The following is a 21,902-nucleotide window of genomic DNA, read 5'->3' as shown; positions in this document are numbered from 1 at the left end:
CTGATAATCTAGCGACCATCAGACCAACTCACAAGCACCCACACGAATTGCTTGATTCAGTTGTTAAAGAGCGGTTGGTTGATTCTTTCGTTTCAACCGAGGCGCGCATTCTACGCTGTCCTCATTTCCTGTCAAGCGTTTATTTTCAGAAGCTTTCGTTAAACTCTTGAAACATCAACCACTTGACTCGCTTCGCTGCCTCTTGAAGCGGGAGGCGAATTCTACAGCGTTACAACCTGCTGTCAACCACCTTTTTCACCGCGCTCAATCCGGAGACCGAAGCACTTCCAGCATCTTCAAAATCGCTAACTCATTGAATCTCAAGGAGTTTCGCGTTCCGTTGTCGCTGGAAGTGGGGCGCATTATAAGGGGCTCAGAACAGGCGTCAACCTTTATTTTGAAAATAACCGGGTAACCCTTGGATTACCCGGCAAGGGCACATCAACTTACCTGGTTGAGCACTTCGCCCACTGCGTCGAACAAGGTATCCATTTCGGTGGCGGTTGCATTGAACACGGGCCCAAACTGCAACGTGTCGCCGCCGTACCGCACATAGAAGCCCTTCTCCCACAACTTCATAGCCGCTTCGAAGGGCCGCACGATGGCGTCGCCGTCGCGCGGTGCCAGCTGAATCGCCCCGGCCAAGCCGAAGTTGCGGATGTCCACGACATTAGCCGCCCCTTTCACACCGTGGATGGAGCGCTCGAAGTCAGGAGCCAGTGCCGCAGCGGCCTGAACCAGCTGCTCGTTCAACAGGATATCAAGCGCTGCTATGCCCGCCGCACAGGCTACCGGGTGCGCCGAATAGGTATAGCCATGGGGAAACTCCACCGCGTATTCCGGCGTTGGCTGGCTCATGAAGGTCTGGTAGATCTCGCTGGAAGCAATGACAGCCCCCATTGGGATAGCGCCATTGGTGACCTGCTTGGCAATGCACATCAAGTCAGGTGTCACACCGAAGGTCTCGGCACCGAACAGAGTGCCGGTACGCCCGAACCCCGTAATCACCTCATCGAAAATCAGCAGTATGTTGTGCTGGTCGCAAATCTCGCGCAGGCGTTTGAGGTAGCCCTTGGGCGGTGGCAGCACGCCGGCCGAACCCGCCATGGGCTCGACGATCAGCGCGGCAATGTTCGATGCATCATGAAGCTCGATGCGCTTGAGCAGCTCATCGGCCAGGGCAATGCCGCCCTCCTCCGGCATGCCTTTGGAGTAAGCATTGCCAGGCAACAACGTGTGGGGAATGTGATCGACGTCGAGCAGCTGGCCGAACATCTTGCGGTTGCCATTGACGCCGCCCAGGCTCGTGCCCGCAATGTTCACCCCGTGATAACCCCGCGCACGGCCAATGATCTTGGTCTTGGTCGCGTGCCCTTTGAGCCGCCAGTAGGCCTTCACCATTTTCAAGGCGGTGTCAGCGCACTCGGAGCCCGAGTTGGTATAGAAGACGTGATCGAGCTTACCGGGCGTCAGCGCCGTGATCTTCTCGGCAAGCTGGAACGACAGCGGATGGCCATATTGGAAGGCCGGCGAGTAGTCCAGCACACCCAGCTGCTTGGCCACTGCTTCCTGGATTTCCTTGCGGGTATGGCCGGCGCCGCACGTCCACAAGCCTGAGAGGCTGTCATAGATCTTGCGGCCCCGATCGTCGATCAGATGGCGTTCGTGTGCAGCCACGATCAATCGCGGATCACGCTGGAAATTACGGTTGGCCGTATAGGGCATCCAGTGCGCGTCCAGTTTGAGCTGGCTAGCCAGCCCTTGGGGTGCGTTTTCCAGCATGTTCATCTCAAGCCCTCGAGTAGACCGCATTTATTGTTGCTGCCTACGTTGGCACGGAGATAAAGTCTCGAACAGGCTGTTTTACCTATCTTCATTCCGGTTGTTGCTAAACAATGAGCCGTCGAGATCCCCTCGCCCAGGTCAGCGACTTTGATATTCGATTGCTGCGCGTATTTCGCAGCGTGGTGGAGAGTGGCGGCTTTTCGGCGGCAGAGAACGTTCTGGGCATCGGCCGCTCGGCCATCAGCCAACAAATGAGCGACCTTGAACAGCGCCTGGGCTTACGACTTTGCCAACGCGGCCGCGCTGGTTTCTCGCTGACTGACGAGGGCCGAGAGGTCTATCAGTCGTCGTTGCGCTTGCTGGGGGCAATGGAAACCTTCCGAACGGAGGTCAACGGCCTGCATCAGCATTTACGGGGCGAGCTGAACATCGGGCTGACCGATAACCTGGTCACCGTGCCCCACATGCGTATCACCCATGCTCTGGCGCAGTTAAAAGACCGCGGCCCGGATGTGCGTATCCAGATACGCATGATCGCCCCGAGCCAAGTGGAGCAAGGCGTGCTCGACGGCAGCCTCAACATCGGCGTCGTACCGCAAGCCAGCCCGCTGCCTGGCCTGGAGTACAACGTGCTCTACAGCGAACGATCCTTGCTCTATTGCGCGGTCGGGCACCCGCTGTTCTACGCCGAAGACGACTATATAGAGGAGGGGCGCCTGGACAGCCAGGACGCAATCGCCCCAACCTTCCGCCTGCCTGCCGAGGTACAGGCCTGCTATCAGCGATTGAACTGCACAGCCAGCGCATCGGACCGAGAGGGTATGGCGTTCCTGATCCTGACCGGCCGCTACATCGGCTACCTGCCAGACCATTATGCGCACGGCTGGGTACAACAGGGTCGATTGCGCGCACTCAAGCCCGATGAGCGCTTTCACGATCTGAACCTGGCCTGGGTCACGCGCAAAGGGCGCCGGCCCAACCTGGTATTGGAAAGCTTCATGGAAAGCCTCGGCCAGGCCCGGTGAAATCGAATGCCCGGCAGCAGGCTTGCCTGCGCCGCGCACCTGCGCTATCAACGCGCCCACTCACACTGATGGTTCATCGCATGCCTGCACATCCAGACACCCCCAAGCCGGCCTCACGCATCAGGCAAAAGAACCAAGCCTTCATCCTGCGCGCTGCCGAAGAGGAGTTCGCCTGCCATGGCTTCAAGGGCACGAGCATGAATGCCATTGCGCTCAAAGCAGGGCTGCCCAAGGCCAACCTCCACTATTACTTCACCAGCAAACTCGGGTTGTACGCTGCAGTGCTGGCCAATGTACTGGCCCTCTGGGAAACCAGTTTCAATCACCTGCGTGCTACCGATGATCCTGCCCAGGCCCTGGCTACTTACATTCGGGCCAAGATGGCATTCTCTCGCCAGCATCCGCATGCTTCCCGTGTGTTCGCCCTGGAAGTGATCAGCGGGGGGCATTATCTGACAGAGCATTTCGGTGCGGATTACCGCCAGTGGTTCCGAGGCCGCGCCGCGGTATTCGAGCACTGGATAGCCAACGGCCAGATGGACCCGGTTGACCCTATACACCTGATCTTCCTGCTCTGGAGTAGCACACAGCATTACGCAGACTTTACTGCGCAAATCTGCCAGGTCACCGGCAGCAAACGCCTCAATCGCCACGACTTCGACGTCGCCACCGACAACCTGATCCACATCGTACTCAAAGGATGTGGTATCAAAGCGCCCCAACCCTGAAGCGCCCAGCATGCCCTCGACACTCATCGACCTATTCGAATACCGGGAAGAGATCCGAAAGAGCCGCTTCATCGCCTTGGCCGGCCCAATCGACAGCGCCGAACAGGCCCAGGCTTTCCTGGCACGTCACAGCGACCCCGATGCCACCCACAATTGCTGGGCGTGGAAACTGGGGAGCCAATACCGAAGCAGCGATGACGGCGAGCCCGGCGGCACAGCTGGCCGGCCGATCCTGGCGGCTATTGAAGCGCAAGCGTGCGATCAGGTGGCGGTGCTGGTGATCCGCTGGTATGGCGGCATACAGCTGGGCACCGGAGGCCTTGCACGCGCCTACGGTGGTTGCGCCAACAAATGCCTGCAACAGGCGGCCAAGTCGGAGTTGATCACCCGCCTCCCCTTTATGCTGGCCTGCACCTTCAGCGAACACGCACTGGTGCGCCTGCGCATCCAGGAATCGGGCGGCGTGATCGAAAACGAAGCCTTCACGGCAGAAGGCGTGAACCTCTGGATTGCGCTGCCGCCTCAGGCGGCCCCGGCCTTGGGCGAGCAACTCACTGCCTTGAGCCGTGGGCGCATTCAGCTCAAGCCGCCCCTTTAACCTACTGGGCGGCCCGCTACAGTATGCTTGCCTCTCAATATCTGCCGGGAGCAACGAGCATGGCCAACAAAACCGTATTGATCATCGGCGCGTCGCGCGGCTTGGGCCTGGGCCTGGCCCAGCGATTCAGCGAAGCAGGCTGGGCCGTGACCGCTACCGTACGCTCTCCGAATGGGGCCGAGGCACTTCAGGTGCTCAACAGCGTGAGCGTCGAGTCACTGGACATGAACCATCCAGAGCAAATCAGTGGCCTGGCCCAACGCCTGGCGGGGCAAACATTCGACGTGATCTTCATCAATGCCGGCATCATGGGCCCAGTAGGCGACCTGGCCCCGGTCACAGAAACGCAAGTGGGTGAGCTGTTCATGACCAATGCGTTGTCACCCATAAGGGTGGCCAAGGCACTGGTGGGCCAATTGCGCCCGGCCACAGGCGTGCTGGCCTTCATGAGCTCGGGCCTGGGCAGTGTGCAATCGCCCGATGCCATAGAGGCGGCGCTCTACAAGGCGAGCAAGGCTGCCCTCAACTCGATGGTCAATACCCTCACCCTGCAGTTGCCGGAGCCCCGCCCAACCGTGTTGTCGATGCACCCTGGCTGGGTGAAAACCGACATGGGCGGTGAGAACGCCGAAATCGATGTGCTCACCAGTACCAGCGGCATGCTCGCCCAGTTGCAGGCCTGGGCTGGCAAGGGCGGCCACCACTTCATCAACTACCGCGGCGATGTGTTGCCCTGGTAATCGCTACAGCCCCATCAGCGACAGCATCACGAACGTTGCGAACAGCACGAAGTGCGTCATACCCTCGATGGCATTGGTTTCCCCGTCGTTGAGGTTGATGGCGCACACCAGCAATGTGATGAAGGCCATCACCGTCTGCACCGGCGTCATCGCCATCTGGAAAGGCTGGCCGTTGATCAACGCCATCAGCTCCATCACTGGCACCGTTAGAATGACCGTCGACAGCGACGCCCCCAGCGCGATGTTCACCACCGATTGCATGCGATTGGCCAAGGCGGCGCGCAGTGCCGTGAGGATTTCCGGCGCAGCGGAAATGCCCGCCACCAGAATCGCTGCCACCATTGGCGGCGCGCCACTGCCCTCGAGCCCTACGTCCATGGCCTTGGCCATCACCTCCGCAAGCGCGCCGATCAAGGCCACACCAAAGACCAGCACCGCCACGGATGCACCCGTGCTGCCCGAGGGCTCGTGCTCCGCGTTGCGCGAACGCTTTTTCTCTGGGTAGTGGTAGCTGAAGAAATAACTGTGTGGCCCGGCCTGCATGCGCAGGAACACCCCGTACAACAGCACCATCGCACCGATGGTGAAACCCGAATACAAATGCCAGTTGGCCTGCGGGATGAATTCCGGCACGACCATGGAAACCCCCATGGCGGTCAGGATCATCACGCTGTAGGTGCGCGCGGAGTCATCGTTGTAAGGCTGCTCACCGTGCTTGAAACCGCCCATCAACGCGGCCAGGCCCAGGATACCGTTGATATCGAGCATCACCGCCGAGTAGATGGTGTCGCGCACCAGTGTCGGGGAGGGCTCGTTGCTCATCATGATGGCCAGGATGACTACCTCCACCAGCACGGCCGCCAAGGTAAGGATCATCGTGCCATAAGGGTCACCGACCTTTTCGGCCAGCACCTCGGCATGGTGCGCTACCCGCAGCGATGCACAGACAATCGCCGCTATCAGTGCCCCGGCGGCGGCCAGCGCCACGCCCTGCCCGTGGCCGAGCAGGCTGTGTTCCAGCGGGTACGCGAGCAGCGCGGCTACTACCGCGACCACCAGCAATTTTTCCTCAAGGATGGCCCTGATCATGTGTTTCCTTACGGATAAGTCGAGAAATTGTTGCTAAAGACTACATGATTGCATGATGGTTTCTGGACTCCTCGGTAGAATGGCGTTTTGCAACACGCTGGAGCAACACCATGTATGACTGGCTGAATCAGCTGCCCAAGGCAGAACTGCACATGCACCTGGAAGGCTCACTCGAGCCCGAGCTGATGTTCGAGCTCGCCCGGCGCAACAACATCGCCCTGCCCTGGGACAACGTGGACACGCTTCGCGCCGCCTACGCCTTCAACAACCTGCAGGAATTCCTCGACCTCTATTATCAGGGTGCCAACGTGTTGCGCACCGAGCAGGATTTCTACGACCTGACCTGGGCCTACCTCAAGCGCTGCCATGAGCAGAACGTGGTGCACACCGAGCCGTTTTTCGATCCTCAGACCCACACCGACCGCGGTATCCCCTTCGAGGTCGCGCTCAACGGCATCAGCCAGGCCCTCGCTGATGGCAAGCAGCAGCTAGGCATTGGGGGTGGGCTGATACTGAGCTTCCTGCGGCATCTACCTGAAGAGCAGGCGCAGGCTACCCTCGACCAGGCGCTGCCCTACCGCGACCAATTCATTGCCGTGGGGTTGGACAGCTCGGAAAAAGGCCACCCGCCCAGCAAGTTCAAACGCGTGTTCGACCGCGCCCGCGCCGAGGGCTTTCTCACGGTTGCGCATGCTGGCGAAGAAGGCCCGCCGGAATACATCTGGGAGGCGCTCGACCTGCTGAAGATCCACCGCATCGATCACGGTGTGCGCGCCGTTGAGGATGAGCGGCTGATGCAGCGGATCATCGATGAGCAAATCCCGCTTACCGTATGCCCACTGTCGAATACGAAGCTGTGCGTTTTCGACCACATGCGTGAGCACAATATCCTGCAGATGCTCGAGCGCGGGGTGAAGGTGACGGTCAACTCCGACGACCCGGCCTACTTTGGCGGTTATCTCACGGAGAATTTCCACGCGCTTCACGAGCATTTGGGCATGACGCAGGATCAAGCCAGGCGCCTTGCCCAGAACAGCCTGGAAGCTCGCCTGACCGCCTAGCCCTCCCCTAACCGCGCCAGCGCCTCACGGCCCTGGCGCGTCACTTCGAAGGCTCGTGCACCTTCTACCCTGCGCAGCCAGTTCATCTGCAAGGCGGTGCGCAACAGGCAGGCGCCTAACGCCCCGCCGATATGAGCACCGGCACCGCACCAACCTTCGCAGAGGGTAGCTCGCTGCCGCTCACGGGCGGGCAGTGCCTGTACGAATACACCCTTCGCGGCCAGGCCGGAGGCGCCACGCGGGGTCAAACGCAACTGCTGGCCCTCCCGCTCCAGCCAGCGGCGTGCCAGCAGCTGCTGCAGGAGTGCAGCCGCCACCTCGCCACCCAGGTGCTCACCGCAGCAACGTGCCTGGCGCATGGCGGCTGTGACCGGGGAACCGCACTCGACGGGCTGCGAGGGCCGCGGCGCACTGATGAACGAAACATGCGCCAAGGCCTCGACCGCAGCGCCTACTTCGGGGCCTGCAATCCGAAAGTAGCGCTTGCGCCCCCTCGCTTCTGGCGTAAGCAAGCCTGCTGCACACAGGCGCGAGAGGTGCGCCCCGGCGGAGGTCAGTGACACGCCCGCCAGCCGCGCCAGCTCATCCCCCCCTCGTGAGGCACCGTCGATCAAGGCCCAGAGCAAGGCACTGCGTTTGGGGTCGGCAAGCAGCGTGGCCACCTGGCTTATGGCGGGGGCGTATTCCATGTTCAATCCTTGTGAGAAACACGTGGGTCGGCGCCTGGCTGCCGCGCCGATGGCAAGGATTATAAGCAGAGCTGGCCGGCCAGAAATGGCATTGGGAAAGGCTGCACATCGGGCGGGCGGGGGTTTTGGTGTAATGCCTCGCAACCCGATACGACGCAAAACGCATGAACGTGGGCAAGTGTTCACAATCGTTCAGCTTACTCCCACATCGCCTGAAGCATTTGCCTGCTACGGCTGTGGAAATTTCCTGCATCAGCACTAGACTCAGCCCGCACCTTGGCGCACGCTTTTTGCTATCCATTGTGAATCAACGAAGCCTATGGCCTGCGGCCATCACCTATCGAGAGGCACCCGGCGATGAAGATTCAGCTGACTGAAATCCTGAAACCACAAGGGCAATTCTGGCAGGTACGAATGGGGCACAACGCGGTCAGCTTCCGTACCGAAATGGAAGCCAAGCAGTTCGTCAGCACCTTGCAAAGGCGCTTGCAAGCGCCCCACACGCTGCCGGCTAGACCGAACGTTGCGGTCTAGCCGTACGATCAAGCTCGCGCCGCGCGCAAGCGGCCGGTGGCCAGGCACACGCATGCAGCCAGAACGCCGCAAGTAGCCAGCACGCCCGCCATGGGTATCGCGCTGCCGTCGGCCAGCTTGCCCACCAGAGACGAACTGACCGACGCGATGCTGAACTGAAGGCAGCCCAGCAGGGCCGAAGCGCTGCCGGCGCGGTGCCCCTGGCCGTTCATTGCGCAGGCCGAGGCGTTCGGCAAGATGCAACCCAGCGTAGCCATGCACACGAACAGCGGCACCAACAGTGGCCACAATGCCGGAGGCTGCCAGGCCGCTACCAGCAGCAAGCAAAGCCCGGCAGCCGCATGCACCCACACCATACGCGCCAGAATCCGCCCTGGCCCAAAGCGCGGTAGCAGGCGCGCGTTGACTTGTGCCATGAGGATGAAAGCCAGCGCATTAGCGCCGAAGACCCAACCGAAGTGCTCGGCGGGCACGCCATAAAGCGTGATCACGACAAATGCGGCCCCGGTGATATAGGCGAACATGCCGGCGATGGCCAGTGCGCCGATCAAGGCATGGCCCATGAAGGGCAGGTCCAGCACCAGGCGGCCGTACTGCCGCAGGGCACCGCTCAACGGCTGCCGTGGGCGGCTGGCCGGCATACTTTCGGGCAAGCGCAGCACCACCGCTACCAGAGCCAGCGTGCTGAACAGCGTCAGGCATACGAATATCCAACGCCAGCCCACACTGTTGACCAGCACGCCACCTAGCATCGGCGCAAGAATCGGAGCAAGGCCCATCACCAGCATCAGTTGCGAAAACACCTTGGCCGCACCAACCGTGTCGCATTTATCCGTCACGATCGCTCGTGACAGCACCATCCCAGCGCATCCACCCAATGCCTGGATGAACCGCGCCACCACCAGCGTCGGCAAGTCCGGCGCAAGTGCGCAGCCCAGGGATGCGACGGAAAAGAACGCAATACCCACCAGCAGCGGCACCCGCCGCCCGAACCGGTCAGCCACTGGGCCGTAGATCAACTGGCCGATGGACAGCCCAAGGAAATAGGAGGCCAGCGTTGCCTGCACGTGCGCTTCGTCGGTGCCGAAGGCATGGGCCATGGCCGGAAAACCCGGCAAGTAGAAGTCGATGGCAAGCGGCCCAAAGGCACTGAGCGCGCCAAGGATCAGGAGCAAAGTGAGATTCATGTAAGGCCTGCGGGGTGTAAACCGCTGAGTTTAACCGTGCAGGCTGCCAATTGCTCGTCAGGCGGGCCGGGCGGTATAGCCTTGCGCCTCAATTAACCTGGCCAGCGCGGCGACCTCCAACGTGCTGTGCACCTGCACACGGCCGTCGGAAAGGCTCACCTCTACCTGCGCCTGAGGGTCTTGCGCCTGGATCGCCTCGGTCACGGCACGAACGCAGTGGCCGCAGGTCATTCCTTGTACTAACAAAGTGTGCATAGGTTGCCTCCTGTAGGTGGATGCCGCACAGTCTTGACCTTGCCATTGGGGGAAGGTCAAGTTTCATGGTTCATTGCCGATGCCCTGTGCAGCCCTGCCCTCTGTAAACGCACGTCACACTGGAGTATCGCCATGCGCCGGCTCGCTGCCCTCTTACTCGCCTTGCTCGCCTGGCCGCTGGCACCTGCAGCCATCGCGGCCGGCCCTTCCGACTACACGGTGCTGATCATTTCACGCGAGCGCCTCGAAGTAGGCACGCCTTGCGAGATCGGCCTGTACATGCAGGACCAATTGGTTGGCCGGCTGTTCCAGGAGCAGTCGATGTCGTTCAACTTGCCCCCGGGGCAAGTGTCGATTCGCCTGCGGACCCTGCCCGGCGCAGCGTTCGGGTGCGATCACGGCATGGGCGCGCCGGATGCGACCACCATCGTCCTGCACCCGGGCCAGATCCAGAAGTACCGCATCGTCAATGGCCTTAATGGGCTCTCGCTGAGGCCCGCGACGCTGAACTACCCCGACTGACCGCTTGACCTTGACCGCGTGGCAAGGTTGATGCTCATGGCTCGAACTGAAGGAGGCGCCCCATGAGCAGCCCACAATCCCTCGAGCTGGCCATCGACGGCATGACCTGCACCAATTGCGCTGGGCGCGTGGAGCGCGCCTTGCTAAAGGTTGAAGGGGTGCAAGAAGCCAGCGTGAGCTTCGCCAGCGAACGTGCCCGTGTAGCTTTCGCAGCGCCCGCCACCGCCGAAGCTTTGATCGCACGTATCGAGCAGGCCGGTTACGGTGCTCACCAGCCCGCCTCTGCGCCGGAACAGGCCAACGCCGCCAAGCAACAAGACCGCCATGCCCTGCTGATGCTGATCGCCTCGGCCCTGCTCACATTGCCCCTGCTGCTGCCGATGCTCTGGCCGCCCTTGATGCTGCCGGCCTGGCTGCAATTGTTGCTGGCAAGCCCGGTGCAATGGGTCGTCGGCGCACGTTTTTACCGAGGTGCCTGGCATGCGCTACGCGCAGGTAGCGGAAACATGGACGTGCTGGTCGCCCTGGGCACCACAGCTGGCTACGGCCTGAGCCTTTACCTGATGTGGGCGGCCCCGGCCGGTCACCCAGTGCATCTGTATTTCGAAGCCAGCGCGACCATCATCACCTTGGTGCTGCTGGGCAAGTACCTCGAGGCCCGAGCCAAGCGGCAGGCGCTGAGCGCAATCCGCTCCTTGCAAGCACTGCGCCCCGAACAGGCCACCCTGTGGAAGGGCGGCCAGGAGCAACGGGTGGCGGTTGCCAGCCTGCGCGTCGGCGACCTGGTGGTGGTGCGCCCGGCTGAACGCTTCGCCGTCGACGGCCTGGTGCGCGAAGGGCAAAGCCAGGTCGACGAAGCCCTTATCACTGGCGAGAGCTTGCCCGTGCACAAAGCCCCCGGCGATGCGGTCAGCGCGGGGGCCATCAACGGTGAGGGCCGGTTACTGGTGCAAACCCGCGCAGTAGGCCAGGAAAGCCTGCTGGAACGCATCATCGGCCTGGTCGAAAGCGCCCAGGCGAGCAAACCGCCCATCCAGCAACGGGTCGACCGTATCAGCCAGGTTTTCGTGCCCACCATCGTCGGCCTCGCGGCGCTGACCTTCGCCGGCTGGTGGCTCTACGGCGCAAGCCTTGAGCAGGCGCTGGTGCACGCCGTCAGTGTGCTGGTGATCGCCTGCCCCTGCGCGCTTGGCCTGGCCACGCCGGCTGCATTGATCACCGGCACCGGTGCCGCCGCACGCCACGGCATTCTGATTCGCAACGCCCAGGCGCTGGAGCGCGGCACCCACATTCAAGCAGTGGCGTTCGACAAGACCGGTACCCTGACCCTCGGCAAGCCGACCCTGGTAGCGCTAGACGGTGACGACCCACAGCGTGCCCTGGCACTGGCCGGCGCTCTGCAGGCAGGCAGCGAACACCCGCTAGCCCATGCCGTACTCGATGCCTGCCAAACCCAAGGCGTAGCCATGCCGACTGCGCATAACACCCGAGCATTGCCTGGGCGAGGTATCGAAGGTGAGGTGGAAGGCGAAACACTTGCCCTGGGCAACGAGCGACTGCTCCAAGACCACCGGCTGGAACCCGGTGCGCTGGCCGAACAAGCCCAGCGCTGGGCCGATGAAGGGCGTACCGTCTCCTGGCTGGTCGGTACTGCCCCTGCCCGGGTGCTGGGCGCGCTGGCTTTCGGAGACCAACTGCGCCCGGGCGCCGAAGCAGCAGTGTGCAGCCTGCGCGCGCGCGGCCTCTCGGTACACTTGCTCAGCGGCGACGGCCAGGGTGCGGTGCGCCATGCCGCTCATGCGCTGGGTATCGAGCATGCCCAGGCGCAGCAGTTGCCCCAGGACAAAGCCGCCTACCTTCAGGCACTGAGTCGCCGCCAAGCCGTGGCGATGGTCGGCGACGGCATCAACGACGCGCCGGCACTGGCCGCCGCCGACCTGAGCATTGCCATGGGCAGTGGTACTGACGTTGCGATCAACAGTGCCGACATCGCTCTGATGAGCAACGACCCACGGCGGGTTGCCGACGCGCTGAACATCTGCCAGCGCACCTGTGGCAAGATCCGGCAAAACCTGTTCTGGGCGTTCATCTACAACCTGGTGGGCATTCCGCTGGCTGCGTTCGGCCTGCTCGACCCGGTGTTCGCCGGCGCCGCCATGGCCTTGTCGAGCGTCAGCGTGGTCAGCAATGCCCTGCTGCTCAAAACCTGGAAGCCCGCGAAACTGGAGGATGCCCCATGAACATCGGCCAGGCCGCACAGCGCAGCGGCCTCAGCGCGAAGATGATCCGCCACTATGAGGCGATCGGCCTGCTGGCCAACGCACAGCGCAGCACCAGCGGCTACCGGCTCTACAGCGAGCAGGACGTACACACCTTAAGCTTCATCAAGCGGGCCCGCGACCTGGGTTTCTCACTCGAGGAAGTGGCCCGGTTGCTGGCCTTGTGGCAAGACCGCGGGCGTGCCAGCGCCGACGTCAAGGCCGTCGCCCGCGAACACATTGCGGCCCTGGAAGCGCGTATCGCTGAGCTGGCCAGCCTGCGCGACACCCTGGCCCACCTGGTGGAGCACTGCCAGGGCAACGACCGGCCAGACTGCCCGATCCTTGACGAACTGGGCGCTGGCTGCGCCCACTGCCGTTAGCGCATCCAGGGCGGCGTCGGCTCTTCCTGGCACTCGTCGTCGCCGGCCAGCAACGCCTGGCGCCGTGCCTCTTCGCGCTTGGCGGCCTCGATCTCGCGCATCACCGCGTTCACGTCCGCGCTGTGCTCTTCTTCCTTGTATTGCCCAGTCAGCACGGTTTCGGGGGTGAGCGCTCCCGCCTTGTACAGCGCCCACATCTCGGGGGCGTAGCGGGTGGCGCGCAACTCAGGGGCGAAGTAGCCGAAATAGCTCGCCATGTTGTTGACGTCACGCTCAAGCATCGTGAAGGCATGGTTGTTTGCGGCGGCGTCCACCGCCTGGGGCAAATCGATGATCACCGGCCCGTCAGGGCCCAGCAGCACGTTGAACTCCGATAAGTCGCCGTGCACCAGCCCGGCGCAGAGCATGCGCACGATCTGCTCGATCAGGAAGGCGTGGTACTGCCGCGCCTGCTCGGGCTCGAGGTTCACGTCGTTGAGCCGGGGGGCAGCGTCGCCGTCGGCACCCACGATCATTTCCATCAGCAGCACACCGTCGAGGAAGTCGTAGGGCTTGGGCACCCGCACCCCGGCGTTGGCCAGGCGAAACAGTGCTGCCACTTCGGCGTTCTGCCAGGCTTCTTCGGCCTCTTTGCGGCCATACTTGCTGCCCTTGGCCATGGCGCGAGCCTGCCGGCTGTTACGGGTCTTGCGGCCTTCCTGGTACTCGGCCGCCTGGCGGAAGCTACGTTTGTTGGCTTCCTTGTAGACCTTGGCGCAACGCAACTCACGGCCACAGCGCACCACGTACACCGCAGCTTCCTTGCCGCTCATCAACGGGCGCAGCACTTCATCGACCAAGCCGTCTTCGATCAACGGTTCAATGCGTTTTGGCGTTTTCATCGGTTGGGTATCGGTCCTCGGGTCACCGGAGCGGGCGAATGCTGGGTTGAATGCACGGGCATGCAAGCAGCCCGCCAACGCGCAAGCATAACGGGTTTGTTCAACAGTGGAACAATTCACCCGGCGTTTGCCCGAACAACGTTTTGAAAGCGGCAATGTAGGCAGAGGTCGATTCATAGCCGCAGCCCAGAGCGGCTTGGGTCACTCCAGCGCCATCCTGCAGCGCCTCCAGCGAAGCCAGCAGGCGCATGCGCTGGCGCCAGGCCCGAAAGCCCAAGCCCGTTTCTCGTTGAAACAGCCGCGTCAAAGTCTTGCCGGCCATGCCCAGCTGCTGGGCCCAACTTTCCAGGCTGGCATCGGTATCGGGGCTGTGCATCAGGGCGTTGCACAACTCCAGCAACCGCACATGATCCGGCATGGGCAGGGAAAACTGCACCTCCGGCAACTGCGCCAACTGATCGAGCAACACACCCACCAGCCGCGACTCGGCACTGTTTTTTTCGGGGTACTCCACCGGCAGCTCACAAAAGGCCTTGATCAGCTCGCGGGCCAGCGGTGTAACTTCCAACACCCGGCAGCGCGACTGGGCCCAAGGGCAGGCGTGGGCATCTACATACAGGCTGCGCATCTGTGCCCGCATGCTGGTAGTGACACGGTGCTCAAGCCCGGCCGGTATCCATACACCCCACTGGGGCGGCGCGAAAAAACTGCCATGGGCTGTGTGTACACCGAGCACGCCGCTGATGGCGTAGGAGAACTGCACCCAGTCATGCCGATGGGGTGGCGTCCAAGAGCCGGCCGACAGGCTCTCGGCCCGGGCGTACAAAGGGCGTGGGAGCCTCGACAGCGCGGGAATGGCCCGTGCAGGCGAAGAATGTCCGTTCGGCGGCATCATCTGGCCTTGTAGCGCAAGACGGAAATAGGTTGAAACAGTACCCTGACCGTGAAAAACCTTCACCTCATTTTACGAAGCAGTGGGTCTTGCGATGCAATTGCTCAAACAACTCAAACGGCTAGTCACGGACTGGTTCCTCTGCGGCATGGTGCTAGCGACCGTGCTGGCCTATTTCTTCCCCGGCTTCGGCGCACACGGCGGCGCCATGCACGCGGAGCTGGTGGTCAATGTTGGTGTGTTCGTGGTGTTCTTCCTGCACGGCATCAACCTGTCCAGCGAGCAGATTCGCCACGGCATGAAGAACTGGAAGCTTCACGCGATGGTTCAGGGCTTCACCTTCATCGTGTTCCCGCTGATCTGGTTGTTCGCGCACTTCGTATTGGGCCAGCGCCTCTCGCCGGCACTGATGCTGGGGTTCTTCTACCTTTGCGCGCTGCCCTCGACCATTTCCTCATCCGTTGCACTCACCGGCAGTGCCTTTGGCAATGTGCCCGCCGCGATCCTCAATGCCAGCCTCTCGAGCGTGCTGGGCATCTTCATCACCCCGTGGCTGTGCAGCCTGGTGGTCGGCAGCGGTGCCGGCGGCATCGATTTGGGCCCTACCCTGCTAAGCCTGTGCACGATGCTGCTGCTGCCTCTGGTCCTGGGCCAGTTGCTCAGGCCTTTGCTGGGCAAATGGTTCGCCCGCTACAAGCGCTACACCGGCGTGGTCGACAAGCTGGTGATCCTGATGCTGGTGTACGCCGCGTTCTGTGACTCCATGGTCTCCGGTTTGTGGCAACAACAGGGCGATGGTGTGCTGGTCACGGCGTTCGCCGGCGTCGCGCTGCTGTTGGCGTTGATCCTGTTCCTGACCACCCGCACCGGCCGGTTGCTGGGCTTCAACCACGCCGATCACGTCGCAGCAGTGTTCTGCGCATCCAAGAAATCGCTGGCCGCCGGGGCGCCCATGGCGGCGCTGATCTTCCAAGGCAACGGTGCTCTGGGCTTGATCCTGTTGCCAATCATGATCTATCACCCGTTGCAGCTGATCGTGTGCTCGGTCATGGCCGAAGGCTATTCGCACCGGTTCAAAACCGCGCAGGTCGCCGCCACCGCCTGAACGCTGCTGGACGGGGGTGGTCCACTCAAGGCCAACCCCCGGTGGAGCGTGCCATGAACGATCCCTACCTGACATTCGTCAATTCCCAGTTCGGCCGCACATTGGCCCGGGCGGTGGGCTTACCTCAGCCAGCACCACTGGAGCGTTGGCAGCCCGGTGAGCAGGGCGCGATCGGCGGCCCACTGCTGGTGGGTGGAGGGCCGCTCTCGGCAGAAGTCGCGACCATTGGCAAAGCACTGGCGCCTCTGGCACTTGGCTTTCAACACCAAGCGCTACCACTGGAGCAATGGCAGCCCGATAGCAGCCCGCCGATCAAGGCGGTCGTCTTCGATGCCAGCGGGCTGCGGTGCACTGCCGAGCTGAGCGCCTTGCCGCAGTTCTTCCAGCCGTTGATGCGCCACCTGGCGAGCAATGCCCGGGTGCTGATTCTGGGGCGCTTGCCCGACCCCGCTAGCGATAGCGAGGGCTACATCAGCCAGCGTGCGCTGGAGGGGTTCAGCCGTTCGCTGGCCAAAGAGTTGCGTGACGGCGGCACCGCCCAACTCTTGTACATCGACGAGGGGGCGGAGCCGCAACTCGAAGGCGCCCTGCGGTTCTTCCTGTCGGCAAAAAGCGCCTACATCAGCGGCCAGGTGCTGCACCTGCGGCCAACCACCCATGCCCCGGATGACTGGGTACGGCCGCTGGCCGGCCGCCGGGCCCTGGTGACCGGGGCTGCTCGTGGTATCGGTGCCGCCATCGCAGAAACCCTCGCCCGCGACGGGGCAAAGCTTTTGCTGGTGGACCTGCCCGGCGCCAAGGCCGACCTCGATGCTCTGGCCCAGCGGCTGGGAGGCCAAAGCCTGGCGCTCGACATCGCCAGTGATGACGCCCCAGCCACGCTGGTGAGTGCCCTCGGCGAGGGCTTGGACATCCTCGTGCACAATGCCGGCATCACCCGCGACAAAACGGTCGCCAACCTCTCGCCAGACCTCTGGGCACCGGTTATCGCTATCAACCTGGAGGCTCCACGCCTGATCACTGAGGCATTGTTCGCCGCCGGCACCCTGCGCAATGACGCCCGGGTGGTACTGCTCGGTTCTGTTAGCGCCATTGGCGGCAATCGCGGGCAGGCCAACTACGCCGCCAGCAAGGCGGGGCTGGTGGCGCTGGCTCATGCTCTGGCGCCCCGGCTTGGCGAGCGCGGCATTGGCATCTCGGTGGTCGCCCCGGGCTTCATCGAAACCCAGATGACCGACCAAATGCCCTTCGCCCTGCGCGAGGCTGGCCGGCGCATGAATGTGCTCGGCCAGGGCGGCCAACCCCAGGACGTGGCTGAAGCGGTGGCCTGGCTGGCACAACCGGTAGGTGGTGCACTCAGTGGCCAGGTGCTGCGGGTGTGCGGGCACAGCTACCTGGGGGCCTGAACATGACCCAATGGCAAACCCTCTCGACGCCGCCGGCCCTGGCCGGCCTCTATGCCAAGGCCGCGCTGCGCCAGCGCGTGACGGGTAACACCCTGCCCGATACCGGCCTGCGCTGCGTGCTGGCGCCCGACCCGATTAGGCTGGGCGCCTATCGCCAGCTATGCGGCTACGATAACGACGGCATTCTGCCGGCAACCTACCCGCAGGTGCTGGCGTTCAACCTGCAATTGGCGTTGCTTACCGGCCTGGGCTTCCCCTACCCATTAACCGGCTTGGTGCAATTGGCCGAGCGGCTGCGCCTGCACCGCCCTTTGGGGGGCGTCAGCCGCGTGCTCGCCAGTGTCAGCCTGCAACGCTTGCGCCCACACGAACACGGCGCAGTCTTCACGCTGGTCACCCGTATAGACGACGCCCTTGGCCTGCTCTGGGAAGCCGAAGCGGATTTGCTTTGCCGCCAGGCACAGGTAGAGGGGCAGAGCCTGGCAGAGCCGCTACCGACCGACTTCGTCGGGGATGAGGTGGCCCGCTGGCTGGCCGATCAACACATCGGCCGCCAATATGCCAGGGTGGCCGGCGACTTCAACCCGATCCACCTCGGGCAGGCCGGTGCGCGGCTGTTCGGCTTCAAACAGGCGATAGCCCCTGGCATGTGGGCCCTGGCACGCACGCTGGCGGCACTTGGCCCAAGGGTGCCTACGGCCGCTTGCGAGATTCATGGGCAGTTTCTCAAGCCCATCGCATTGCCCAGCGAAGTGGTGCTCAAGGCCCGGGGCGAGGGCGACCAAGGGCAGTTCTCACTGACCGGCCGCGATGGCTCGCTGCACCTGGCCGGATACTGGCAGCCCTTGGGCGAGCCTGCACAAATCTTCTAGACGCCGCCCTGGGTGGCTGGCTAACTGCCGATCATGCACAGCAAACACTGGATCGACCTGGCCCGCGACGCCGACACCGGCATCGAGACGCTGCGCGCGCATTTCGGGGAAGGCCGGGCCTACGACCCACACTGGCACGACAGCTACCTCGTCGGGGTCACCGAGCAGGGCATCCAGCGCTTCAACTGCAGGCACATTCTCCATGACAGCACCCCAGGCAAGACTTTCATCGTCGAGCCGGGCGAAATCCACGACGGCGATGCACCCGATGCCGAAGGTTTTACTTACCGCATGCTCTACCTGGAGCCTGCATGGCTGCAGCAGCATCTGGCTGGCCAGTTCGAACATGCACCGCCCGGCGCCCTGCCCGGTTTCGGCGACACCCTCCAGCACGACCCGGCGCTGGCCCGCGCGACCATCTTCGCCTTCAACGCTCTGCACCAGAATGAACTGCGCATCGTCCGGCAAATGGCGGTCGACGGCCTGCTCGAACGCCTCACCCGGCACCTGCAATGGCGCCAGCGCAATGAACGCGACCCGCGCCTGCCGGCAGTGGCCCTGCGTGCACGTGATGTGATCCATGCCCATGCCTTCACCGACCTCAGCCTCGAAGCACTGGCCCAGGCCTGCGGGGTCGATCGCTACCGCCTCACCCGTGCCTTCAAGGCGGCCTTCGGCCTTGCACCCCATGCTTACCTGGTGCAGTTGCGGCTGGCGCTTGCACGCCAGCGCCTGGCCGCCGGGGCAGAGCCTGCCGAACTGGCCGCGCAATTGGGGTTCGCCGATCAGAGCCACCTGGGCCGCTGGTTCGTGCGCGCCTACGGCCTGACCCCTGGCCAATACCGCAACGCCCACAACTGACTGCCCAAACCTTCCAGACGCCACGCCATCGCCGCCTTTAGCCTGAGCACTCTGCCCTTACCGGAGCCTGCCGATGCTCGCTTTCATGCTGTTCGCCTTTGTGTCGTCCATCACCCCCGGCCCGACCAACTTGCTGGTGCTCAGCACCAGTGCACGCTTCGGCCTGCGCGCCAGTGTCGCGCCAGTGTTCGGCGCCTGTGCCGGGGCGGCGTTGGTCGTGTGCCTGGTGGGGACCAGCCTGGGCCAGACGCTGCTGCGCCTGCCCGGGGTGCAACTGGGGATGACCGTACTGGGCTTGGCCTGGCTCACCTGGCTGGCCTGGGGCCTGTTCAACGCGCCTGGCGTGATCGACACCGGCACCGGTGTGCGCCGCCTGGGGCTATGGGGCGCTGCCGCGTTGCAGTGGGTCAACCCCAAAACCTGGGTAATGGCCGTGGCGACCGTCGGGGTGTTCACGGCCGGCAGCAGCGACCCCACGCACAAGGTATTGCACCTCTCGCTGCTGTTCTTCCTGATCGCACTGCCGTGCATGGCCTGCTGGGCACTGCTCGGCGCAGGCTCAGCGCGCTGGCTGCGCTCGGAGCGCGCCCTGCGCTGGATGTATCGGAGCCTGGCGATCATGCTGTTTCTTTCATCCTGGGGCGCGTTGCTGCGCGCTTGATTCGGGCACCTGGGCAGAGGAAGCTATGGCCATCGCGCCGCGGCCGGCGGCGCACCTGCCATTGACTATGTGATGAACCTTCAAGCCCTGACCGAACGCCTGCACCGCATCCGCGATACCAACGACTGGAAACGCTTTCACAGCCCCAAGAACCTGGCCATGGCGGCCAGCGTGGAGATGGCCGAGCTGGTGGAAATCTTCCAGTGGCTCAGCGAAAGCGAGTCACGCAGCCTCCCCCCTGAGCAACTGGCCCATGCCGGCCAGGAGATCGGCGACGTGGTGCTGTACCTGCTGCTGCTGTGCAGTGAACTGGGGCTGGACATGAACACAGTGGTCAGCGCCAAGCTGGCCGACAGCGAACGGCGCTTTGCCCGATGAGCGACCGCCATTTCGACGCACTGGCCACCCGCTTCGCCGAAAAGATCTACGGCGGTGCCAAGGGCGCGATCCGCCTAGCGGTGTTGCAGGCAGACCTCGCCGAGGCGCTGCCATCGCGGCCGCTGCGTGTGCTCGACATCGGCGCGGGGCTGGGCCACATGAGCCTGTGGCTGGCGCAACAAGGGCATGAGGTCACCCTCGCCGAGCCGGCCCTGCCGATGCTCGACGGCGCACGCGAGCGCTTTGCCGAAGCCGGCGCCCAGGCGCAATTCATCCACACCCCCTGGCAAGGCCTGGCCGAGGCCGAGCTGCCGGCATTCGACCTGGTGCTGTGCCACGCCGTGCTGGAATGGTTGGGCGACCCGTTCGCAATCCTGCCTGCACTGCACCGGCTCACCGACCCGCAAGGGTGGCTGTCGCTGGCGTTCTACAACCGTGACGCACTGGTGTACCGCAACCTGCTCAAGGGGCACTTTCGCAAGTTGCGCAGCGACAACATGGCGGGGGAAAAGCAGAGCCTTACCCCTCAGATGCCAGTCGATCCACGGGCGCTCGAAGCGCAACTCGCGCAGGCCTGGCAGGTCGAACACCGTAGCGGTGTAAGGGTGTTCCACGACTACATGCCCAATGAATTTCAAACCAGGGCGCCGCTGGGCGAACTGGTGGAAATGGAGTTGGCCCACCGCCGTCACCCGGCCTTCGCAGGCCTTGGGCGCTATCTGCACTGGATCTGCCGGCCGCGCAGTGCCGGCCTGGAGTAACCCATGCACCGCCTTCCGCTCGCTTTTGCCTGCCTGGCACTCGCCGCCTGCTCGAGCCCAAACCCCTACGTGGCCAGCTCATTGCCGCTGCCGCCAGCACCGCCTCAGGCCGCCAGCACCTTCGACGCCAGCGCCTACCCGGCCACGCCCCGCGACTACTCCCGCTACCAGAGCTGGGCCTGGCTCAACGACCACCTGCCCGCCGGCAATGCCCTGGCCTCGCCTGAAGAAATCGCCGAAGCGGTAAGCGAAGGTCTCGACCAGCGCGGCCTGCGCCCGGCTCGCATCGGAACGATGCCGGGCCTGCGGGTCAGTGCCGAGGTGGTCACCGAACGCCGCCTGCGGCAGGTGCAAGACAGCTACTACGGCGGTGGGCCTTATTACGGCGGCCCCTACGGGGGCGGCTATTATGCGCCACCGGTGGTGCGCACCTACGAATACCAGGTAATGGTGGTTCGTCTGCGCCTGTTCGATGGCAGCAGCCTGCAAGAGGTCTGGAACACCCAAGCCGAGACTGCCAACCAAGGCAGCCAATCCCAGCGCGCCGATGCTCTGCGCGCAGCCGTAGGAAAAGCCCTGAGCGCCTATCCACCGCGTTGAGCCTTTCGGAGAACCCATCATGCGCCGTTTGTTGACTGCCCTGTTCTTCACCACGGTGCTGGCTGGATGCCAGGCACCGATGGCCACCAAGGATTACGACCCCAGCCGTGACTTTGCCGCTTATCGCAGCTGGAGCTGGCAAACCCCAGCGCTGCAATACCGCCCCGACGACCCTCGCTTGCGCAGCGACCTGACCGAGCAACGTGTGCGCGACGCCGTGGCTAGCGGCCTCGACCAACGTGGCCTGCGCCCCGCTGCCGCCAATGCCGTGGGCGATCTGAAAGTGCAGGCCTACCTGATCGTGGACAATCGCCAGCAGCAGATCACCACCCAGCCTGTCGGGCCCTGGGGCTACTGGGGTGGGCCGTGGGGCGCACCGGGCTGGGCGGAAACTCGAACCCTGGATTACCAGGTCACCACCCTGCAGGTCGACCTGCTCGATGGCCGGGACGGCAAGCTGGTGTGGCGCGGCAGCACCGAGCAAATGCTCAACCCCAATGCCACGCCGGCGCAACGCAACGAAACCATTCGTCGGGGCATTGACCGCATCCTGGCCAATTACCCGCCTCGCTGACGTTGAAGCCCGGGCGATGGCGCGCCAGAAGCAAACCATCGCCCTTGACGGCCATGC

The 21,902-nt window shown here is 63.5% G+C and carries 25 protein-coding genes; 18 read left to right on the top strand and 7 right to left on the bottom strand.

Annotation, left to right across the window (positions count from 1 at the left end):
- Nucleotides 1-441 precede the first annotated feature (441 nt).
- Entirely contained in the window at nt 442-1,788 is a 1,347-nt protein-coding gene (locus F474_RS21810) for an aspartate aminotransferase family protein (RefSeq protein ID WP_097089256.1), read from the bottom strand.
- A gap of 107 nt (nt 1,789-1,895) precedes the next feature.
- Here F474_RS21810 and F474_RS21805 point away from each other — a divergent pair, with 107 nt between their 5' ends.
- The 4 genes from F474_RS21805 (at nt 1,896) to F474_RS21790 (ending at nt 4,876) form a co-directional block, all read left to right on the top strand.
- Nucleotides 1,896-2,810 (top strand): LysR family transcriptional regulator, encoded by a 915-nt coding sequence (locus F474_RS21805; protein ID WP_097089254.1) that lies wholly within the window; start codon nt 1,896-1,898, stop codon nt 2,808-2,810.
- A gap of 68 nt (nt 2,811-2,878) precedes the next feature.
- A complete protein-coding gene (locus F474_RS21800) occupies nt 2,879-3,538 on the top strand; it encodes a TetR/AcrR family transcriptional regulator (protein ID WP_097089276.1) in 660 nt (219 codons plus the stop codon).
- Between the two features lie 10 nt (nt 3,539-3,548).
- A complete protein-coding gene (locus F474_RS21795; RefSeq protein WP_097089251.1) occupies nt 3,549-4,136 on the top strand; it encodes a YigZ family protein in 588 nt (195 codons plus the stop codon).
- A 59-nt stretch (nt 4,137-4,195) separates the two neighbouring features.
- Nucleotides 4,196-4,876 carry an SDR family oxidoreductase gene (locus F474_RS21790; RefSeq protein ID WP_097089248.1) on the top strand — a complete coding sequence of 227 codons (681 nt, stop codon included), beginning with the start codon at nt 4,196-4,198 and terminating at the stop codon, nt 4,874-4,876.
- Between the two features lie 3 nt (nt 4,877-4,879).
- Here F474_RS21790 and F474_RS21785 read toward each other — a convergent pair whose 3' ends face one another.
- A complete protein-coding gene (locus F474_RS21785) occupies nt 4,880-5,965 on the bottom strand; it encodes a calcium:proton antiporter (protein ID WP_097089246.1) in 1,086 nt (361 codons plus the stop codon).
- A gap of 110 nt (nt 5,966-6,075) precedes the next feature.
- Here F474_RS21785 and F474_RS21780 point away from each other — a divergent pair, with 110 nt between their 5' ends.
- Nucleotides 6,076-7,026, top strand: a complete 951-nt coding sequence (locus F474_RS21780) for an adenosine deaminase (protein WP_097089244.1) — start codon at nt 6,076-6,078, stop codon at nt 7,024-7,026.
- Here F474_RS21780 and F474_RS21775 read toward each other — a convergent pair.
- Entirely contained in the window at nt 7,023-7,715 is a 693-nt protein-coding gene (locus F474_RS21775) for a helix-turn-helix transcriptional regulator (RefSeq protein ID WP_097089242.1), read from the bottom strand. The two genes, F474_RS21780 and F474_RS21775, sit on opposite strands and share 4 nt — an antisense overlap.
- Before the next feature lie 357 nt (nt 7,716-8,072).
- Here F474_RS21775 and F474_RS22730 point away from each other — a divergent pair, with 357 nt between their 5' ends.
- Nucleotides 8,073-8,249: a hypothetical protein gene (locus F474_RS22730; protein ID WP_165830357.1), complete on the top strand. Its 177-nt coding sequence runs from the start codon at nt 8,073-8,075 to the stop codon at nt 8,247-8,249.
- 8 nt (nt 8,250-8,257) lie between these two features.
- Here the strand turns inward: F474_RS22730 and F474_RS21770 are convergent, their stop codons facing one another.
- Together F474_RS21770 and F474_RS21765 are read right to left on the bottom strand one after the other, a co-directional pair.
- A complete protein-coding gene (locus tag F474_RS21770; RefSeq protein ID WP_097089240.1) occupies nt 8,258-9,436 on the bottom strand; it encodes a multidrug effflux MFS transporter in 1,179 nt (392 codons plus the stop codon).
- A gap of 57 nt (nt 9,437-9,493) precedes the next feature.
- Complete coding sequence (locus F474_RS21765) at nt 9,494-9,691, bottom strand: heavy-metal-associated domain-containing protein (protein ID WP_097089239.1); 198 nt, start codon at nt 9,689-9,691, stop codon at nt 9,494-9,496.
- Between the two features lie 132 nt (nt 9,692-9,823).
- Here F474_RS21765 and F474_RS21760 point away from each other — a divergent pair, with 132 nt between their 5' ends.
- The 3 genes from F474_RS21760 to cueR all read left to right on the top strand — a co-directional run bounded on the left by F474_RS21760 (nt 9,824) and on the right by cueR (nt 12,854).
- Entirely contained in the window at nt 9,824-10,213 is a 390-nt protein-coding gene (locus tag F474_RS21760) for a hypothetical protein (RefSeq protein WP_097089236.1), read from the top strand.
- 62 nt (nt 10,214-10,275) lie between these two features.
- Complete coding sequence (locus F474_RS21755; RefSeq protein WP_097089234.1) at nt 10,276-12,453, top strand: cation-translocating P-type ATPase; 2,178 nt, start codon at nt 10,276-10,278, stop codon at nt 12,451-12,453.
- Complete coding sequence (cueR, locus tag F474_RS21750; protein WP_097089233.1) at nt 12,450-12,854, top strand: Cu(I)-responsive transcriptional regulator; 405 nt, start codon at nt 12,450-12,452, stop codon at nt 12,852-12,854. The genes F474_RS21755 and cueR overlap by 4 nt, the downstream gene beginning before the upstream one ends.
- Here the strand turns inward: cueR and F474_RS21745 are convergent.
- Both F474_RS21745 and F474_RS21740 read right to left on the bottom strand, forming a co-directional pair.
- Entirely contained in the window at nt 12,851-13,735 is an 885-nt protein-coding gene (locus F474_RS21745) for a PA4780 family RIO1-like protein kinase (RefSeq protein WP_097089231.1), read from the bottom strand. The two genes, cueR and F474_RS21745, sit on opposite strands and share 4 nt — an antisense overlap.
- A 100-nt stretch (nt 13,736-13,835) precedes the next feature.
- Nucleotides 13,836-14,627, bottom strand: a complete 792-nt coding sequence (locus F474_RS21740; RefSeq protein WP_097089228.1) for a helix-turn-helix transcriptional regulator — start codon at nt 14,625-14,627, stop codon at nt 13,836-13,838.
- Between the two features lie 94 nt (nt 14,628-14,721).
- Between F474_RS21740 and F474_RS21735 the strand changes: the two genes are divergently transcribed.
- From F474_RS21735 to F474_RS21695, 9 genes are all read left to right on the top strand, one after another.
- Complete coding sequence (locus tag F474_RS21735; RefSeq protein ID WP_097089226.1) at nt 14,722-15,732, top strand: bile acid:sodium symporter family protein; 1,011 nt, start codon at nt 14,722-14,724, stop codon at nt 15,730-15,732.
- Between the two features lie 53 nt (nt 15,733-15,785).
- Nucleotides 15,786-17,138 carry a 3-oxoacyl-ACP reductase gene (locus F474_RS21730; RefSeq protein ID WP_097089225.1) on the top strand — a complete coding sequence of 451 codons (1,353 nt, stop codon included), beginning with the start codon at nt 15,786-15,788 and terminating at the stop codon, nt 17,136-17,138.
- 2 nt (nt 17,139-17,140) lie between these two features.
- Complete coding sequence (locus tag F474_RS21725; RefSeq protein ID WP_097089223.1) at nt 17,141-18,010, top strand: MaoC/PaaZ C-terminal domain-containing protein; 870 nt, start codon at nt 17,141-17,143, stop codon at nt 18,008-18,010.
- Between the two features lie 33 nt (nt 18,011-18,043).
- Nucleotides 18,044-18,871: an AraC family transcriptional regulator gene (locus F474_RS21720; RefSeq protein WP_097089221.1), complete on the top strand. Its 828-nt coding sequence runs from the start codon at nt 18,044-18,046 to the stop codon at nt 18,869-18,871.
- A gap of 73 nt (nt 18,872-18,944) precedes the next feature.
- Nucleotides 18,945-19,532 carry a LysE family translocator gene (locus tag F474_RS21715; protein ID WP_097089219.1) on the top strand — a complete coding sequence of 196 codons (588 nt, stop codon included), beginning with the start codon at nt 18,945-18,947 and terminating at the stop codon, nt 19,530-19,532.
- 72 nt (nt 19,533-19,604) lie between these two features.
- Complete coding sequence (locus F474_RS21710; protein WP_097089217.1) at nt 19,605-19,910, top strand: MazG-like family protein; 306 nt, start codon at nt 19,605-19,607, stop codon at nt 19,908-19,910.
- Entirely contained in the window at nt 19,907-20,671 is a 765-nt protein-coding gene (locus F474_RS21705) for a methyltransferase domain-containing protein (RefSeq protein ID WP_097089215.1), read from the top strand. Before F474_RS21710 ends, F474_RS21705 begins: the two co-directional genes overlap by 4 nt.
- 3 nt (nt 20,672-20,674) lie before the next feature.
- Nucleotides 20,675-21,271, top strand: a complete 597-nt coding sequence (locus F474_RS21700) for a DUF4136 domain-containing protein (RefSeq protein ID WP_097089214.1) — start codon at nt 20,675-20,677, stop codon at nt 21,269-21,271.
- 19 nt (nt 21,272-21,290) lie between these two features.
- On the top strand, nt 21,291-21,845 hold the full coding sequence (locus F474_RS21695; protein ID WP_097089211.1) for a DUF4136 domain-containing protein: 555 nt from the start codon (nt 21,291-21,293) through the stop codon (nt 21,843-21,845).
- Nucleotides 21,846-21,902 lie beyond the last annotated feature (57 nt).

The organism is Pseudomonas sp. URIL14HWK12:I12 (assembly GCF_003097135.1).
Lineage (GTDB): Bacteria > Pseudomonadota > Gammaproteobacteria > Pseudomonadales > Pseudomonadaceae > Aquipseudomonas.
Note: the sequence above shows the minus strand (reverse complement) of the source record. Positions and strands in the feature narration are given on the sequence as shown.

Bases quoted from the DNA above. Each gene is read 5' to 3' on its own strand.
- F474_RS21755 (WP_097089234.1), top strand. From the start codon at position 10,276: ATGAGCAGCCCACAATCCCTCGAGCTGGCCATCGACGGCATGACCTGC.
- F474_RS21800 (WP_097089276.1), top strand. From the start codon at position 2,879: ATGGTTCATCGCATGCCTGCACATCCAGACACCCCCAAGCCGGCCTCA.
- F474_RS21710 (WP_097089217.1), top strand. From the start codon at position 19,605: ATGAACCTTCAAGCCCTGACCGAACGCCTGCACCGCATCCGCGATACC.
- F474_RS21740 (WP_097089228.1), bottom strand. From the start codon at position 14,627: ATGCCGCCGAACGGACATTCTTCGCCTGCACGGGCCATTCCCGCGCTG.
- F474_RS21770 (WP_097089240.1), bottom strand. From the start codon at position 9,436: ATGAATCTCACTTTGCTCCTGATCCTTGGCGCGCTCAGTGCCTTTGGG.
- F474_RS21790 (WP_097089248.1), top strand. From the start codon at position 4,196: ATGGCCAACAAAACCGTATTGATCATCGGCGCGTCGCGCGGCTTGGGC.
- cueR (WP_097089233.1), top strand. From the start codon at position 12,450: ATGAACATCGGCCAGGCCGCACAGCGCAGCGGCCTCAGCGCGAAGATG.
- F474_RS21760 (WP_097089236.1), top strand. From the start codon at position 9,824: ATGCGCCGGCTCGCTGCCCTCTTACTCGCCTTGCTCGCCTGGCCGCTG.
- F474_RS21725 (WP_097089223.1), top strand. From the start codon at position 17,141: ATGACCCAATGGCAAACCCTCTCGACGCCGCCGGCCCTGGCCGGCCTC.
- F474_RS21720 (WP_097089221.1), top strand. From the start codon at position 18,044: ATGCACAGCAAACACTGGATCGACCTGGCCCGCGACGCCGACACCGGC.
- F474_RS21785 (WP_097089246.1), bottom strand. From the start codon at position 5,965: ATGATCAGGGCCATCCTTGAGGAAAAATTGCTGGTGGTCGCGGTAGTA.
- F474_RS21810 (WP_097089256.1), bottom strand. From the start codon at position 1,788: ATGAACATGCTGGAAAACGCACCCCAAGGGCTGGCTAGCCAGCTCAAA.
- F474_RS22730 (WP_165830357.1), top strand. From the start codon at position 8,073: ATGAAGATTCAGCTGACTGAAATCCTGAAACCACAAGGGCAATTCTGG.
- F474_RS21745 (WP_097089231.1), bottom strand. From the start codon at position 13,735: ATGAAAACGCCAAAACGCATTGAACCGTTGATCGAAGACGGCTTGGTC.
- F474_RS21780 (WP_097089244.1), top strand. From the start codon at position 6,076: ATGTATGACTGGCTGAATCAGCTGCCCAAGGCAGAACTGCACATGCAC.
- F474_RS21805 (WP_097089254.1), top strand. From the start codon at position 1,896: ATGAGCCGTCGAGATCCCCTCGCCCAGGTCAGCGACTTTGATATTCGA.
- F474_RS21705 (WP_097089215.1), top strand. From the start codon at position 19,907: ATGAGCGACCGCCATTTCGACGCACTGGCCACCCGCTTCGCCGAAAAG.
- F474_RS21715 (WP_097089219.1), top strand. From the start codon at position 18,945: ATGCTCGCTTTCATGCTGTTCGCCTTTGTGTCGTCCATCACCCCCGGC.
- F474_RS21765 (WP_097089239.1), bottom strand. From the start codon at position 9,691: ATGCACACTTTGTTAGTACAAGGAATGACCTGCGGCCACTGCGTTCGT.
- F474_RS21735 (WP_097089226.1), top strand. From the start codon at position 14,722: ATGCAATTGCTCAAACAACTCAAACGGCTAGTCACGGACTGGTTCCTC.
- F474_RS21730 (WP_097089225.1), top strand. From the start codon at position 15,786: ATGAACGATCCCTACCTGACATTCGTCAATTCCCAGTTCGGCCGCACA.
- F474_RS21695 (WP_097089211.1), top strand. From the start codon at position 21,291: ATGCGCCGTTTGTTGACTGCCCTGTTCTTCACCACGGTGCTGGCTGGA.
- F474_RS21700 (WP_097089214.1), top strand. From the start codon at position 20,675: ATGCACCGCCTTCCGCTCGCTTTTGCCTGCCTGGCACTCGCCGCCTGC.
- F474_RS21795 (WP_097089251.1), top strand. From the start codon at position 3,549: ATGCCCTCGACACTCATCGACCTATTCGAATACCGGGAAGAGATCCGA.
- F474_RS21775 (WP_097089242.1), bottom strand. From the start codon at position 7,715: ATGGAATACGCCCCCGCCATAAGCCAGGTGGCCACGCTGCTTGCCGAC.